The organism is Paenibacillus lupini, assembly GCF_011761355.1.
Lineage (GTDB): Bacteria > Bacillota > Bacilli > Paenibacillales > Paenibacillaceae > Pristimantibacillus > Pristimantibacillus lupini.
The window spans coordinates 801119-816333 of record NZ_JAASRW010000002.1 but is presented as its reverse complement, the minus strand read 5'-3'; the positions used below and the strand labels follow the sequence as shown (position 1 = coordinate 816333).

General features: G+C 43.9%; 14 protein-coding genes. 4 read left to right on the top strand and 10 right to left on the bottom strand.

The annotated features are described in order from the left end of the window. Positions 1 to 63: 63 nt before the first annotated feature. The 6 genes from FHS17_RS09225 to FHS17_RS09200 are packed head-to-tail and all read right to left on the bottom strand — an operon-like array spanning position 64 to position 6055. On the bottom strand, positions 64 to 642 hold the full coding sequence (locus FHS17_RS09225) for a hypothetical protein (protein ID WP_167278083.1): 579 nt from the start codon (positions 640 to 642) through the stop codon (positions 64 to 66). A gap of 18 nt (positions 643 to 660) precedes the next feature. Then, the gene (locus tag FHS17_RS09220) at positions 661 to 1731 is read right to left on the bottom strand and encodes an SGNH/GDSL hydrolase family protein (protein ID WP_167278082.1); all 1071 of its coding nucleotides are present in this window, start codon (positions 1729 to 1731) and stop codon (positions 661 to 663) included. Between the two features lie 24 nt (positions 1732 to 1755). After that, a complete protein-coding gene (locus FHS17_RS09215) occupies positions 1756 to 3348 on the bottom strand; it encodes an MBOAT family O-acyltransferase (protein ID WP_167278081.1) in 1593 nt (530 codons plus the stop codon). Positions 3349 to 3357: 9 nt separating this feature from the next. Then, on the bottom strand, positions 3358 to 3588 hold the full coding sequence (locus tag FHS17_RS09210) for a phosphopantetheine-binding protein (RefSeq protein WP_167278080.1): 231 nt from the start codon (positions 3586 to 3588) through the stop codon (positions 3358 to 3360). A 4-nt stretch (positions 3589 to 3592) separates the two neighbouring features. Next, positions 3593 to 5110 carry an amino acid adenylation domain-containing protein gene (locus tag FHS17_RS09205; RefSeq protein ID WP_208420313.1) on the bottom strand — a complete coding sequence of 506 codons (1518 nt, stop codon included), beginning with the start codon at positions 5108 to 5110 and terminating at the stop codon, positions 3593 to 3595. Between the two features lie 18 nt (positions 5111 to 5128). Continuing rightward, positions 5129 to 6055, bottom strand: a complete 927-nt coding sequence (locus tag FHS17_RS09200) for a transglutaminase domain-containing protein (protein WP_167278078.1) — start codon at positions 6053 to 6055, stop codon at positions 5129 to 5131. 220 nt (positions 6056 to 6275) lie between these two features. Here FHS17_RS09200 and cuyB point away from each other — a divergent pair, with 220 nt between their 5' ends. Continuing rightward, the gene (gene cuyB, locus FHS17_RS09195; protein WP_243865249.1) at positions 6276 to 7037 is read left to right on the top strand and encodes a cysteate racemase; all 762 of its coding nucleotides are present in this window, start codon (positions 6276 to 6278) and stop codon (positions 7035 to 7037) included. A 163-nt stretch (positions 7038 to 7200) separates the two neighbouring features. Here the strand turns inward: cuyB and FHS17_RS09190 are convergent, their stop codons facing one another. From FHS17_RS09190 to FHS17_RS09180, 3 genes are all read right to left on the bottom strand, one after another. Continuing rightward, the gene (locus FHS17_RS09190) at positions 7201 to 7902 is read right to left on the bottom strand and encodes a response regulator transcription factor (RefSeq protein WP_167278076.1); all 702 of its coding nucleotides are present in this window, start codon (positions 7900 to 7902) and stop codon (positions 7201 to 7203) included. Between the two features lie 52 nt (positions 7903 to 7954). Beyond that, the gene (locus FHS17_RS09185; protein ID WP_167278075.1) at positions 7955 to 8698 is read right to left on the bottom strand and encodes an aspartate/glutamate racemase family protein; all 744 of its coding nucleotides are present in this window, start codon (positions 8696 to 8698) and stop codon (positions 7955 to 7957) included. Positions 8699 to 9347: 649 nt separating this feature from the next. Further along, the gene (locus tag FHS17_RS09180) at positions 9348 to 10334 is read right to left on the bottom strand and encodes an oxidoreductase (RefSeq protein WP_167278074.1); all 987 of its coding nucleotides are present in this window, start codon (positions 10332 to 10334) and stop codon (positions 9348 to 9350) included. Positions 10335 to 10684: 350 nt separating this feature from the next. Between FHS17_RS09180 and FHS17_RS09175 the strand changes: the two genes are divergently transcribed. After that, positions 10685 to 11047, top strand: coding sequence for a winged helix-turn-helix transcriptional regulator (locus FHS17_RS09175; RefSeq protein ID WP_167278073.1), 363 nt, complete (start codon positions 10685 to 10687; stop codon positions 11045 to 11047). 207 nt (positions 11048 to 11254) lie between these two features. Here the strand turns inward: FHS17_RS09175 and FHS17_RS09170 are convergent, their stop codons facing one another. Beyond that, positions 11255 to 12682, bottom strand: a complete 1428-nt coding sequence (locus FHS17_RS09170; RefSeq protein ID WP_167278072.1) for an MFS transporter — start codon at positions 12680 to 12682, stop codon at positions 11255 to 11257. A 715-nt stretch (positions 12683 to 13397) separates the two neighbouring features. On the opposite strand from FHS17_RS09170, the gene FHS17_RS09165 reads away from it, so the two are divergent. Further along, positions 13398 to 13970, top strand: coding sequence for a nuclear transport factor 2 family protein (locus tag FHS17_RS09165; protein ID WP_167278071.1), 573 nt, complete (start codon positions 13398 to 13400; stop codon positions 13968 to 13970). A gap of 515 nt (positions 13971 to 14485) precedes the next feature. After that, complete coding sequence (locus FHS17_RS09160) at positions 14486 to 14998, top strand: nuclear transport factor 2 family protein (RefSeq protein ID WP_167278070.1); 513 nt, start codon at positions 14486 to 14488, stop codon at positions 14996 to 14998. Positions 14999 to 15215: the final 217 nt, after the last annotated feature.

Here is a 15215-nt window from a genome sequence, read left to right as displayed (position 1 = left end):
AAGACGCCATAGAGGGAAGCACTCCCGCCCCGATGGCGTCTTTACTTATGGATATGATTCCGATCAAATTTTGGCCAAATACTCGATCGAGGTCACTTGATCATTTTCGATGACGAACCGCAATTGGGACTTGCCTTGGTCATAGACGTACAAATTCAAGTTGTTGGTGAACTTGTCGCCGTAGGCTTTGATCACGTCGCTTTTCTTGTTGAACAAGGTGACGCCTTCCTTGGTGGCCACCGTATCGTCGAACAGAATGACGGACGCGATATAATCGACGCCGTCCTTCTCGTAGGCATACACGTCGAAGCTGCTGTACTGGTAAATTTTATTGAGTCCCGGGAAAGCGCATGCTTGCGATTCGAAATAACTTTGCGGTTTTCCCAATTGCTTCAAGATCGGCGCCGCTTCGGCATGCATCGGAATCGCGATGCCGTTTGCCTCGAACACGAAGCCGTCGCCGCTTGCTTGTTCAGGCGTCTCGGAAGCCGGGGTCGAAGCAGCCGGCGAAGCAGCGGCTCCTTCCGTCTGCGTCAACGCGCTAGGCGACGTGGATCCCTCCTCCGTCGTTTTGCTCCCGCAACCGGATAGCACCAATAGGAGGGCGATCAGCCCTATCATTGTTTTTTTCAACGTAAACACTCCTTCATCCATTCGTTATCACGTTTCGACTTTATAGCGTTTCAGGTATCCGTATTTGGCGAGCTCGTCCAATTGATCCTGCTTCATCCGGTCGTAAAAGTCGATTTTCTTTTGCCAGATCCCGCTCCATGTTTCGTCGGTACGATGATCTTGCAGACGGTACGTATCAGCCAGGAATGCTCCGAAGTACGTAGCCAGCTTTTCCGCTCCGTATACGTTCAAGTGCAAGCCCGCGTCATAGGTATCCGTCTGCAGGTCGATTCCGGCGTCGTCCATGTGCTTGAGAAAATTGATGTAGGTTAAATCGTGGGCCGCGGCGTATTGCTCCATCTGGGTATCCCACTCGTCGTACCAATGCGGGTAGATCGTCGGCGCTTTGACCAATACGAGCTTGATTCCGTTTTCCTTGCACAATTCCGTCAATCGATCCAGGTAACTATAGGCGTTGGAACCGAATCGGTAATCGGGCAGCCTCGGCGCTCTCGGAACTCTCCCTGCCGGCTTCACGTCTACTCTCATATAATACCCATTGTGGAACAACTTCTCCTTGCCGAACAAGTTCGTGAAGTCGTCTTCGCTTAATTGATCCCATCTGGAATGAAAACGCAATAAGGGCGCAAGGTAATCGACGAGATGCTCGCTTTTCATCATGGACGCTTGAATGCTCTTCAGCTTGATTGCCGAGAGTTCCATCCCATCCAGTGTCATTCGGTTATACTCTTCTTTTTGCGGTTCGTTGTACTGCATGGCGAGAACGTTAAAGACGACGACTTTCGGCTTTTCGTATTTCAGCGTCTCTTCCAGCAAATAGTACGACTGCCAGATCAACTGTTGCGCGCTGCCGCGGATATAGCTCGTAATCCCGTATTTCTCCCACAGCTTAACCGGCGAGAAATTCTCGTACACTTCGCAGTCCCCGAGGAATACGACGTCGAAATCCTTGCGGTCTTCTTTGTAATATTCGCCGATGAGCGAACCCTCGACGATGCCGGATACGTATTTGGGCATCAGCAAGCGTTGCAGCACATACAACGAGCCGAGCAGCAGAACGATCGCGACCGCTCCGATTATAAGCTTCTTTCGTACCAATGTCCCCTCATCCCTCCGTAGAAATCAGAACTGATTATAGATAAATTGCTTCGCGTCATAGCCGACGCCGTAAGCGCCGAAGACGAGGATCGAGAGGATCAGCATGCCGTAAAGCGAATACCTTATGCCAATCGGCTGCGCCTCTATCTTCTCCCTCACGCTTCCGCTTCTTTGCAGCAAGCTGACGATTCCGACGACCGTTAGGCTCGACAGGATCAAGACGTAGTGACTAAAAGAGATGCCCAAATGAAGCAACGAACCGTCGAATAAGACTTGATAATTGAAGGTCGTGAACATGGACCCGAACATCTTAAACGTCAGCGGCACGTCCATGTAACAGTCGAACAGCCGGATCGAGCTCATCAGCAGCAGCGTCCGCACGACTTGGAAGGAGCGGAATCCGAACGTATGCTTCACATTGAACTTCCCATGGAACCAATCGTAGAACGGTTCCAGTTCTTGCGAGATAAGGATGATGACGCCGTTGGCCAGTCCCCAGGCGATGAAGTTCCAACTGGAGCCGTGCCAGATGCCGGTGGCGAACCAGGTCGTTAAAGTCGCGAGATACACAGGCGCGCGTTTGCCAATCGCGTTGCCAAACCGCCGGCGGGAGAACTTCGACAGGGCAAGCATCGGCTTCGAGACGGACATCGGGAAGAAAACGTAATCCCGGAACCAAGCACCCATCGAAATATGCCATCTGCGCCAGTAATCCGTGATCGACTTGGCGAAATACGGTCTGCGGAAATTTTCCTGAACCGTGACGCCGAGCACCTGAGCAATCCCGATCGTAATATCGATACCGCCAGAAAAGTCGGCCAACAGTTGAAACGCGTATAACAGCATGCCAACCAACACGAACGAACCATTATAGTGATCGGGATCGTCGATAATCGTCCGAACGGCGACCATCAGTTGATCGGCAATGACCAGCTTTTTGAAAAATCCCCATGCGATTCGCTGCAAGCCGAACTTTACGTTACGGCCGTCGAAGGGGTGATAGCCATACAACGTCTTACCCAATTGATCGAATCGGCTAATCGGTCCTTGTATGACTTCGGGGAAAAAGGAAACGAACAACGCGAACTTGAACAGATTGCGCTCCGGCGGAAATTTCCCCCTGTAGACGTCGATCAGGTAGGCCGCGCTCTTGAACGTATAGAAGGAAATACCGAGCGGAACGGCGATCGTCCAGAAGGAAATGCCGCCTTCGCTTCCGAAAGCCCGGGCGATGAGATTGATGTTCGCGATCGCGAAATCGATGTATTTGACGAAAGCAAGAATGCCCAAGGCGACGAACAAGGCGAGCAGCATCGGGATCCGCTTTCTTGCTTTCATCTTGGATTTGTATTCGTTGATCTGGGGCTTGGCCAATTCCTGCTTATTTTCCCGCAAATACGCGGATTCGGTCTGCACCAAGTCGCCGATTCGGCGTCCGGCATAATACACGCAAACCGTCGTCGCCACGATATAAGCAAGAAATTGAAGCCCGGATAGCGCATAGAACAAATAGCTGGCGCCTAGAAGCAATGCCCACTGGTATTTTCTCGGAATGATGTAATAAACGACGAACAAGGCAACGAGAAAGAGAATGAAACCGTATGAGGTAAAAAGCATGGTCTCCCCCTATAAATCGTCGGATAGTCTGATGATTAATGCGTACAACGCTTGGGCGGAATTGAAGTTATCCGGCGTGATTTCCTCCACGGGAATCGTCACGCCAAATTCGCCGTCGATCTCCGCAAGCAGCGTGACGATGTCGAAAGAATCCAACACTTTATCCTTGATTAACGTATCGCATTGACGAAAATCGACGTCAGGATGCATTTCTTCTAATATTTTCAATAACTCATCCATGTGCTTAACTCCCCTTCTTGACGCAAGCTTCTTTGAGGTAAACGCGATCGATTTTTCCGTTCGTCGTGAGCGGCATTGCGTCTAACGGCTCAATCCGATTGGGAATCATATACTTCGGCAGTAGCAGCTTCAGTTCCTTGACGATCGATCTGGCGTCCGTTTCGCCTACGAAAAATAAGACGATCTTCTCCGTGGTTTTGTCGTAAACGCAGCAAGCGCTCTTGATGCCTTCCAGCCGACTGACGTTCGCCTCGATTTCTCCGAGCTCGATGCGATACCCCATATGCTTGATCTGGTAATCTTTGCGCGAGACGAACATCAGCTCGCCGTGCTCGTTGTATCTGCCCAAATCCCCTGTCCGGTAGATCAGTTCGGGATACAGAGCGTTCAACGGATTTTGTACGAAGACTTCGTTCGTCTTGTCGAAATCCCCGTAATAACCTAGTGTCAGGCAAGTGCCCCGAATGCAAATTTCTCCGGCTTCCCCGGGAGCGGCTTCGCGATCGTCCGAACCGAGCAAGAGGATTTCGGTATTCCGAAACGGCCTGCCGATTGGTAAAATCTCGTGTTCCTCGAACGCCCGTTCCACCTTGTAGTAACACGACATGCCGGTCGCTTCGGTAGGTCCGTATAAGTTAACGAACCTCGCATTAGGCAACGCGCTTCTCCACAGATTGAATTGTTTCACCGGGAATACTTCGCTGCCGAACGCGACGGTATGCAGAAATTGCGGAACCAGCTTGTCCAGCACTTTGAAGGAAGAGATCATCGTTAACGCCGATACGACCCAGCATATGGTGTTTATGCGATACTCGTTCAGGAACTCCACCAATTTGAGCGGGAACATAAACAGGCTCTTCGGGATGATATAGGTCGTCGCTCCGAACTTCAAGGACGGGAATAGTTCTTTAAAGCAAGCATCGAGATACAGCGGCGTCTGGTTCCCGAATATCGTGTCTTCGCTCAGCGAGAGCACGTCGGATAAGTTTTCGATATAATCGATAACCGATCTATGGTTGGCGATGACGCCCTTCGGAACGCCCGTTGAACCGGACGTGAAGACGACGTACAAAGGATCCGTGTCCAAGGCGGAAAGGCGTATTCGGGTTAATGCCTCGTCGTCGACAGGACATTGAATCAGGTCGTCGAACAGATGAACGTTCCCTTGAAAGTTGATGGCATCGGCGGTTTCCTTCGTCGACTCGTCGCAGATGATCGCGCTGGGATTTATCTTCCGAACGATCGTCTCGATGCGGGTGCGGGGCATCTCTTCGTCGAGCGGTACATAGAAATTGCCGCTGTAGATGACGCCGTAATAAGCCGCGATCGCTTTCGGACTCCTGTTCATAAATACGACGATCGGTTGCTTTTGCAAATTGTGCCTGTTCAGAAACGTGCCGATCGCTCTGGACTGCCCGTACACTTCTTGGAACGAAAGGCCGATTTGGTCGTTCGCGTAAGCTATTTTGTCTGGTACTCTTCGTACCGTATGCTCTAAATACTCCATGACGTTGAACTGCATTGGCAAACCTAGCCCTTCTTATTTAAGATACTTGCTTCTTTCTTTGAGCGGTTTGGTCGGCGTTGCCGGATGTTTAGTCTTATCGAAAAGGTAATAGTTCTTAAATTGCTTATTGAATAACGCCAGCTCTGCGTCCGTAAGCAGGAAAGTCGTATTCTTTTTGATCGTGGGAGTTGTATCGAAGTGATACCAGACGTCTTCGACTTTGACTAAGCTCCAAAAATGTTTCGTTTTTCTGCCTTTATCCCGGATCACGGTTTGCGTTTCGAAGCCGCTTCTCTCCATCAGCATCCTTGCGGTGGCATAGAAGACAAAGCAGTCTCCCGTACCTTGTTTAAACCCTTGAAGCGCGCCTTTTCGCCAATCGGTATGACTGGAACTGTCGATATAGCCAATGTTGTACTTCGTCCATTTGAAGATTGCCCATAATTTGTCGACTTCCGTCATGTCTTCCGTCACGATCTTTGCGAGTACGGTATCCGCCAATTGATTCAGTTCGTCTTCGTTGAGGGGGCTCGCAGGCTTTACCTTGACCGTTACCGTAGCCTCCGCATGGGCAACGTTGCCTGCGGCGTCCTTGGCCATATACGCAATGTTGTAAACGCCGACTTTCTTTAGGTTGACGCCGCTCGTGTCTACGACCAAAGCGATGTTCGTATCGTGATTATCCTTAACGGTTACTCCGGTCTTGTAGGAAACGCGGTCTCCGATAAAGACAGTTACATTTTTGACTCCCGTGATTTTGGGTGTCTCCGTATCAGCATTGGTGTCCGACGTGGCAGCAGACGTGGCAGTCGGTGTGGCAGCCGGCCTGGCTGCGGGCTTGTTATCCGCCGCCAATATGCTGTCAATCGAAGTCCAAATAACCAACGCGGCAATAAAAACGAAGGCAACTCCTAAGATAACCCTTCTAAGTCTAATGCGTCTAATTCGTCTAGTGCGCATGCGGCAACTCCATTCCTGTATAAACTTTACGAATAATTTCAATTCATTTCACTATACTATAGCCAAAACCGGATTTCGGGATTCAAAAATTTTCATTTAATTGAATAATTTCGGTTGGATTTTAGTCGAAATTTAACGTAATTTCCAAACCATCTTGCTACACAACCCGAATTCTCATAGTATAAGGAAAAAGATGACATTACAAAATAAGGTAAATATAATGAAAAGATCCCAATTAGGCGTGATCGGCGGGATGGGGCCGAAGGCGACATCCGTTTTTTTCGATAGAGTTATTGAATTCACCGAAGTGGAAGCGGATCAAGACCATGTCGACATGATTATTTTGAATCATGCGTCATTGCCGGACCGAACGAGCTCAATTCTTGAGCGGAAAGATCAGCAATTCCTGCAGCTGATCCAAGCGGACATCGCGCTGCTCGAGCATGCGGAAGTGTCGAACATCGTGATGCCTTGCAATACGGCGCACCGTTTCTTCGACGACATTCAAGCCATGACGGCTATTCCGATCGTCAACATGGTAAGAGAAACGGTCGAAGAACTGCTCGCGAAACATAAAGCGAATCGTAAAATCGGCATTCTCGCGACAGACGCCACCCTTCAAACCGACATCTATTCGGATGTCCTGCGGGAATACGGCCTTGAGCCGTTCATCCCGAACCCGAGCATGCAACAAAGCATTATGAACATCATCTATGAAGATATCAAAAAAACCGGACATTCGGATGCTCGTGTGCTCGAAGGTATTATGACGGAAATGCTCCAGCGGGAGAAATGTGACGGCGTCGTTCTCGCGTGCACGGAATTATCGTGCATAGAATTAGGCGAATCCGTGCGGCCTTACTTTATCGACGCTTTGGACGTGCTCGTGCATCGGTCCATTACGGTGTCCGGCGGTACGGTCAAGCCTGCGCGCGCCGAACGGCTGTTCAAAGAGAATCATGTATACCGATCACACACCTAAAGATAAAGACGCATCTGTCGAGAAAATAGCTGCCTTTTTATTTTCCAACGCTTCCATGCCAATGCCCCCGACGCTGTACAGAAGCGCCGCGATTTCCGCCCACGAGACTTTGCGGTCGGGAAGCGGCGCCGCGTCCCTGCGGAAACTAAATTCTTAGCACCCATCATTCATTATCTAGTGTTTTAGGAATAATTTTATAACCAATTCCGTTAATCGTTTGAATGAGCCCTTGCCATCTTCCCAGCTTCTTGCGGAGCCTTTGGATATGAATATCAACCGTTCTGGTTCCCCCGGCATAATTAATATCCCATACCTTCTTCAGCAGCACCTTTCTGGAATACACCCGATCAGGATTACATGCAAGCTCAACAAGAAGATCAAACTCTTTTAGCGTCAAGTCTAGTTCTTGACCATCCATCCTAACCGTCCGACTATATAGTTCAATCGACAAACCACCCATCTCAATATTTACTTTCTCAAGTTCACTATTATTGAAATATGCAAAATTCCCCCTCCGGTACAGTGCCTTTACTCTGGCCACCACTTCCCGGATATCAAAGGGTTTGGTCATATAATCGTCCGCACCTAATTCCAGCCCAAGTACCTTGTCTACGATATCGTTTTTCACGGTCAGCAAAAGCACTCCTGGCCGTTCTTTCTGATTAAGCTTACGGAAAACCTCATATCCGTTCATTTTAGGCATCATAATATCAAGAATAATTACGTCGGGTTTAAATACCTCTGCTTTCTCAAGAGCTTCCTCCCCGTCAGCAGCGGTTCTGATCGTGTAGCCTTCTCGCTCAAGCGCATATGTTATGGCACTAGAAATGCTGAAGTCGTCTTCTACAATAAGTACTTTTATCATAATAAACCCCTTTGGAACAAACTCTTGACTCCATTAAATCACTGAAGAAGTTCTATCTTTCCGTAATGCATGTATTATGAAAATCAGAAGCTATAACTCTTTTACCTGAACGAAGAATTGATTTCTCTACGAGTACATCCATAGCATCAATGCAATGCCTTTTAATATTCTGCCGCAATGGTATACCTGATAATTCCGTGCAAGCAATTACGACACAGTCACAACCGAAGTCGCTCAGCAGCATCTCTATTATCTCCTCGATTTCTGCTGGCTCAACATGTTGATTTTTCTTCAGTTTCTTATAAATGATACTCATGATACGTTTCTGTATTTCTTCATTCGGCTTATATAGTTTAAGTTCCAAATTTTCACATTCTTTGCTATATATCCCGTTATGCAAGGTTCCATCAGTCGCCAAAATCCCCATTCTACTGCCTGATCCAAACTTATCCACGACAAGCTTAAGTGTCTCGTTAACCATATTTATAATCGGAATTGTGGTCATTTCTTGCATCTCATTATAAAAGCAATGTGCTGTGTTACATGGTATTGCAATATTGGATACACCGGCATTATGAAGGAGAGCCATATCTTTAGATATTTTGTCTAAGAATAGATCCCCTTCCTTCTTTCGAAGAACATCGGTCCGGTCAGGAAGACTTGTATGATTAAGAATAATGATATTAATGTGATCCTGGTCAATATCCGCACTCGTTTTGTTTATTATTTTTTCAAAAAATACCGAGGTAGCTTTGGGACCCATTCCCCCAATAACACCTAAGCTTCCATGTTCCATCTTCGTTCACCTACTTAGTCACATATGCAGTAATAAGTAAAATTTTCGGCAGTGGCCTTGATATGTCGGCAATTAGAATGACATCACCAGTACAACATCAGTATGAGCGAAATCAACGATTATCCAGTCGATCCTCAATTTTTCTAACTGCTTCTATACATTTAATAACATGTCTGTACTCCTTCTAGTAGTAATAGCTCTTTGATTAAAATCACTTCATTTACGCCATTCCAATTTCGTTCAGTTAATAGCACTAAACTAATCATGCAAAAATCATATTTCTAAAATACATACAAAATGTAACTTTCTTGTAACAACTCTAATAAATAAGATCAATGCTCAAAAATATTTTAAAATTTATATACTTAGCCTAATCACAGTAACAACAATAACTGTTTATAAAAGGTCACGGGCCAACTATAACAGCTATTGTCTATATCCTAAAGAAGGCTTTTTTTTTATATATGCTTTATAAAAGTAAAGCCATGCTTCTAGCACCGCATAAGATCAATATTCCAAAATAATGCAGCTTTATGAATAGTGATTTAGTTAAGCAAATCATTCGCACAAAAGATTATATAGAAACAGCCTGCTGAGCATTCAGCAGGCTGTTTCTTATACCTTGAAATATGAATTTGATTCTATGGCCTTAATTTTCAAATTTTGAACCTATCAACTGCTCACTTAACATCCATAAGCGATCAGCTTCCTTGGGATCGACAGCCCACTCAAATACACCGGGAGTGTGTGGCTTGTCCGTTATAACTGCAATATCTCCATTTTCACAATAGACCCCACCCTTTCCGTTGAGCTGAGGATGGACTGCACACCAGACTAAAGTGGCTGCCCCTTCATTAATCGTTTTGATTTCATTATTATACTCGGTAAAAGCACGTTCACCTTGTTCGTTTAAAGCTCCCATTGCACGCAATTCATCATCGGTTAAATGACGAGATAAATCTGTCACGATCGTACCTGGATGAACGGAAAATGCTCGCACTCCATGAGGCTCTCCACGCTTGTCCATTGCTACGGCAAATAAAGCATTTGCTGTTTTGGATCTAGCGTACGCAAGCCATTTGTCATAATCGCGTGAATTAAAATTTGGATCTTCAAAATCAAAAGCGCTGAGTTGCAGGGCACGCGATGAGACAGAGACAATTCTTGCGCCTTTTGCCTTCTTAAGCGCGGGCCATAACCTTAACACTAGCTGAAAATGTCCCAGATGATTGGTTGCAAGCTGGGATTCAAACCCCCTCGAATCGCGAACAAGCGGAGCAGCCATTATTCCTGCGGCATTAAGAAGAATGTGTAAATGCCTGTCGGAAGCAAGAAAACGTTTTGCAAACTCATCGATCGAAGCAGGATCCATAAGATCCAACTGCTCCAGTTCTACACCAGGTACTCCCTCAAGTGCTGTCTGTGCTTTTTCCAGAGTGCGAGCGGGTACAATAACCTTTGCCCCTGCAGAAGCAAGGGCTTTGACCGCTTCAAGACCGAGTCCAGAATAACCACCTGTCACGATAGCAATCTTACCAGTCAGATCCTGTTCCCCAATAACCATCTTTGCTGTCGTTCTTGGACCAAACCCGGATGATATAGGTGTTTGAATTGTGGAGTGCTTTTGAATTGTCATATGTGTACCTCCATGATGTTAAAAATTGATAGGGCTATATCGTGCCTCGAGACAACTATAACAGGACTTGATTTATTTCATAAGAAGGCTCTTTTTTTAAAGTTGCTTTATAAATCTAAAGTGTCTGATTCAAATGAGAAATCAATAATTCGATTATTTACCACTTTTTATATATTTGATATTTGAATAAGTAAACAGACATGAACGAATAATACTAGGACAATTAGTCATGAATTTAATCACCCTTGTTACATTTGGCATTTAACTTCCAGTGACATCCACATTTTTTAAACTATACTTAAATTAGATGCTTTAATTATTATTCTAACATTACATTTGATTGTGAGTTGATGAAAGTGGAGTGCTCAAAGTTTGATATTGATTGTATTACATCAATTTCTGAGGTGTTACAATTTCTTTCAGGAAAATGGACATTTCTTGTGATAACTGAATTATTAAAAGAACCTCAGCGGTTTAATCATTTGCGAAGAAGTTTAGGGAACATCAATACAAAAGGGCTAACGGACACCTTACGCAATTTAGAAGTACATCAAATGATAAAAAGAGAAGTGTTTTCTACCGTACCCGTCACAGTGGAGTATTCCATTACAGAAAAAGGAAAGGCTTTTACAGACGTGTTTAATGAAATACGCAGATGGAAAAACGAATGGGAAGCGCCAGTTAATAGTAACAAATCCGTCAAGCTAAATTAGTTGACGGTTTTTTTGTTTTTCCAATTCACGATCGGCAAACTATTTCAAAATAATGATTCAACGACTTAAAAAAGAAGGTCTCCTAAGGCCAAATTTTGTTGATCTCTAGGAAACCCTCACATTAATAAGGTCTTATACGAATTGATCCAATTGCTGCATAGAACGCCTTGTTTTTTGCACGAACCGGTTCCTTTGATCTGTACCGGTTTAGATATGCATTTCTTGTGAAACAGAAACCGTGTCTTTACTTTTCCCCCCGCTCATTAATGCAAGAATCACAGCAATAATAGCAAATGCGCCACTTACGATTAATGCCGTTCGAAAGCCTAGTAACACTGCATTGTTTGCCATTTCATGATGCTCTGCTGATGCGGTTACCGTAGTTGCAACTGTAGCTAGAATGGATAAACCTAGGCTTCCTCCTAATTGCAAGAAGGTATTTACAATCCCTCCGGCAATTCCATGTTCCTCGGGCTTAACATCCTGAACTGATCCGACTATTACCGCTGTGTAGGATGCGCCCACAGACAAACCAAGAATAATAAAGGCCGGAAGAACAAATGACGCGTAACCTTTATTCATATCCATATCACTTAACCAGAACATCCCAAGCGCATTGACAATCTGTGTGATAACCAGAACTTTTTTTGCACCGAATTTACTCATGAAGAACGGTGTGATTTGTGTTACTACGATAGCAGTCAAGCCGAGCGGCAAGAAAGCCAAACCAACCTTTAAAGAAGAATATCCAAGTTCATGAAAGTACAAAGTCGAAAAGTAATTGAAACCACTAACGTAAGAAAACATCAGAAAACCAATGAAATTTGATGTAAGGAGCGACCTGAATTTAAAGAGACGAAGCGGCATAAGCGGATTTTTGGCATATTTCTCGATCACTACAAACAATAGTAATACCAATATCCCAACAATCAACATAGTGATTTTCGTTATAGGCCAGCTTCCGTTGACATCCGGCATTGAAATGCTATAGACCAGGATAAAAATCCCCGCTAATACAGATATTAATCCGATTAAATCAATGGATTGCTTTTCGACTTTGGCTGAAGGGCTTACTTTGACAAATATCAATCCAACGATAAGCAGTAACGCTAATGGAACATTTAGATAAAACAACGATCTCCAACCTGCAGAGTCCGTTAGCAAACCGCCTACGATTGATCCTGCTGCAGCTCCCCCGGAACCTAATGCACCAAATATCCCAAACGCTTTGTTACGTTGTGCTCCTGCCGGAAAATTATTACTAATGAGCGACATTGCTGCTGGAATAGACAGCGCCGCCCCTATTCCTTGTATGGCTCTACTTGCGATTAACCAAACTGGATTCATTGACAGAGCACCTGCTAAAGAAGCTAGTGCAAATACTGTTAAACCTACCAGTAAAACACGTTTTCTTCCAAGTAAATCACTAGCACGTCCCCCAATCATCAGAAAACATGCGAAGGTAAGCACATACGAAGTGACGATCCATTGTAAGTCATTTGCTTGCATATGAAGAGCTGTTTGAATGGAAGGTAGCGCCACTACGACCGTAGAACTGTTCATTACTTCGATGAATTGCGCAAAACATACAATTATAAGTAAAAGCATATTTGCTTTTGAAATACGATCACTCACTTTATTCACTCCTATTTTATCTGTATTTTAATTAATAAGTTCATCAGTCCGATTAGAAGATAGAATAAACGGACCGTAGTCCGTCAACAAAAAACTCATATCATAATTCCCCTACATGTAAACAACCTCTTCTCATTAGCCTAAGATCCAGGTTTTTATTGCCTTGGCGACAACTATAACAGGATTAATAAATATAAGTAAGAAGGCTAATTAATTATATATACTTTAAAAAAGTAAAGTATTTTACTCCTAGCTTTCAGCTCTTGCCAGTGTTCGAACGACTTTATTCTAATAAAGTATGTTTATAAAATTAGCCTTCTTATGAAAGAAAATAAGACCTGCTATAGTAGACCTCGAGGAAAAATGAATTCTTAATAAAGTCTTAGATGAGAAGAGGTTTTTCAACAATGTTGGTACAAAGTTTCAATCCTTAGTGAGCTTTATAATGAAGTGAGAAGCAGTTGATTACATTTTAGTAATTACCTAAATGGTGCAAGGTATAAATTATAATTGGTTTGAGGAAAATACGTCTCATGAATGCATCAGGCAAACAAAACCGCTCTAATCCAATGGTTAATGTAGAAGCATTAAACAATACAAACAAAAGGTCGTGAATCAAATGTTGAAAATAAACAAATCTTCTTTATCAGTCATCCTAATAATGGGTACGATCATCCTAACTACTGTACTTACTGGATGCTCGGATCAAAAAGACATGGAAAAGCAAAGCTCTCAATCAGCACAAGTTATACAGGCGCAGCAACAAACGGCCAATGTCAATGTCCAGGCACAATTAGCTAAATTAGCCGAGCTTGAAATCAAATATCAACGATTGCAAGATATAGAACAAATTAAACAATTGAAAGCTCGTTATTTCCGTTTTGTTGATGAAAAAAAATGGTCAGAATTCGGGGGATTATTTACAGCTGATGTGAAGATTATTTCTGACGGCGTGGATTATTCAAAGGGCGGCGGCGCGGCTTACGGTAAAATGATTGGAGATCTTGTGGGTAAGGCGCCAACAGTTCATCACGGGTATATGCCCGAAATACAAATAATCGATAAAAATCATGCTAAAGGTATTTGGGCCATGGAGGATTTATTAACCTTCCCTGATAAGAAAGGGGCATATCCAGGGCATCATGGGTACGGCCAATACACAGAAACCTATAGAAAAGAAAATGGTCTCTGGAAAATCAGCAGTACGGAACTTAAACGATTCCGTGTGGATCCTCTTAAGAACTGGAATCCGAATACAGATCCTGTAACAGGCAAACCTACAAAATAAACTCAATATCCTCTTACTAAACAAAACCCCTTCAAACACTCAAATTGAGTCGTCCGAAGGGGTTTTGTTTCCTATTGATACATTTATATTGAATTATCTCCTATAAAATTGAAGGATAACGGCATTAAACTTAGACTAATTTGCTCTTCCACACACCATTCATGGGACGTGCTTATTACTTTATTTTTGTAAAGCATGTTTAAAAAAACTGCCTTCTTACAGCATTAATTGATACCTGTTATAGTTGATCTCGAGGCAATTGAATATCAATTACCATCCTAAATGAGAGGTTGTTCCAATATGTGGTATAGAATATCATTCCCTTTTTTGTAGTTGAATTTTACCCATTCTTTTCGGGCAATCTAACACGGAATTCATGTAATCATTCTGAGCATTATTCACAGCTGCTCAGAGAACAATAAACAGGGACAGGTTGTTCTTAGCATTAATACCTTCAAGATATAAATAAAGTAAATACCAACATTTATAAATTAAACGATTAAGGACGTGATCATATGTCAGTATATACAGATCAACAGCTATTAGATAAAATCACAAAACTTGAAGAGAAGTATCAACGCCTAGAAGATATCGAACAAATCAAACAGTTAAGAGCTCGTTATTTCCGGTTTGTTGATGAAAAAAAATGGACTGAATTTGGGGAGTTATTTACATCGGATGCTAAAATCATTGCCCAAGGTCAAGACTTTTCTGAAATGGGCGGTATAGCTTATGGAAAAATGATCGGAGACCTTGTGGGCCGTGCACCTACGGTTCACCATGGGCATATGCCAGAAATCGAGATAATCGACAAGAATAACGCAAAGGGGATTTGGTCCATGGAGGATTTGTTGACTTTCCCTGATGCAGAAAATGCATATCCAGGACATAATGGATATGGACAATATCGTGAAACCTATCGTCGTGTGGATGGCGTATGGAAAATCAGCAGCACAGAACTGTTCCGTTTCCGCATGGATCCTCTGAAAAACTGGAACCCTAATACGGACCCTGTTACTGGAAAATAATTAAGTTTGGTTCAACCTGCATAAGAATTAAAGGCAACCAGTCTTAGAAGTGAACTGCACCCGTCAACTAGACACTACAAATAAACAAAAAATATCTAGGCGGCCTTAGTCCTGAATTCAACGGGACTGAGGCCGTTTCATTTTGCCTGTAAACGCTCATGGTTGTAGAAGTGGATATGTTGAGTTCTTCAAACGTGCCGTATGTATTCAAGTAATA